Source organism: Planomonospora antibiotica (assembly GCF_014647955.1).
In the GTDB taxonomy this organism is placed as follows: domain Bacteria; phylum Actinomycetota; class Actinomycetes; order Streptosporangiales; family Streptosporangiaceae; genus Planomonospora; species Planomonospora parontospora.
In genome coordinates this window covers 1-842 of record NZ_BMQE01000149.1, presented here as the reverse complement: position 1 = coordinate 842, position 842 = coordinate 1, and the positions used below count along the sequence as shown (strand labels likewise).

General features: G+C 74.5%; 1 protein-coding gene. It reads left to right on the top strand.

Annotation, left to right across the window (positions count from 1 at the left end; genetic code table 11):
* Nucleotides 1-25: 25 nt before the first annotated feature.
* Nucleotides 26-842, top strand: an 817-nt coding sequence (locus tag IEZ06_RS35870) for a polyketide synthase dehydratase domain-containing protein (protein ID WP_229799186.1), incomplete at its 3' end; no start/stop codon positions are given.

Below are 842 nucleotides of genomic sequence, written 5' to 3'. Positions count from 1 at the left end.
GGCCGATCTGGGTGTGTCGCGGTGGGTGGAGGTGGGTCCGGACGCGGTGCTGACCGCGTTGGCGGCCCAACTGCCGACCGCGGACGGCGCCGACTCCGCAGGCGGTGCGGACTCCGGTGCCGGTGCCGTGCAGGCGGTGGGGTTGCAGCGGCGGGGCCGGGGCGAGGTCGAGGCGCTGCTGGCCGGGGTCGGCCAGGCCTACGCGCATGGCGTGGCCGTGGAGTGGGCGCGGTACTTCTCCGGGTCGGGGGCGCGGCGGGTGGAGTTGCCGACCTATGCCTTCCAGCGGCAGCGGTTCTGGTTGCGGGCGCGTGCGGGGGCGGGGGATGTGAGTGCGGCGGGTCTGTCGGCGGCGGATCACCCGTTGCTGGGGGCGGCGGTGGCGTTGGCCGATACCGGTGGGGTGGTGCTGACGGGCCGGTTGTCGACGGCGGTGCAGTCGTGGTTGGCCGATCACGTGGTGGGCGGGGTGGTGCTGTTTCCGGGGACGGGGTTCGTGGAGCTGGCGATCCGGGCCGGTGACCAGGTGGGGTGCGGCACGGTCGAGGAGCTGACGCTGGAGGCGCCGCTGGTGCTGCCCGAGCGCGGCGCGGTCGCGATCCAGGTGGTCGTCGGTGCCCCCGACGAGGACGAGCGGCGGACGGTCGCCGTCTACTCGCGACCGGACGGAGCAGGAGATCTGCCCTGGACGTCGCACGCCCAGGGCGTGCTGGCGGCCGACATCCCAGTGGTCACGGCGGATCTGGCGGAGTGGCCTCCGGTGGGTGCGGTGCCGGTGGAGGTGGACGGCGCTTATGAGGTGCTGGCCGGGTCGGGGTACGGGTACGGGCCGGTGTTCCAGG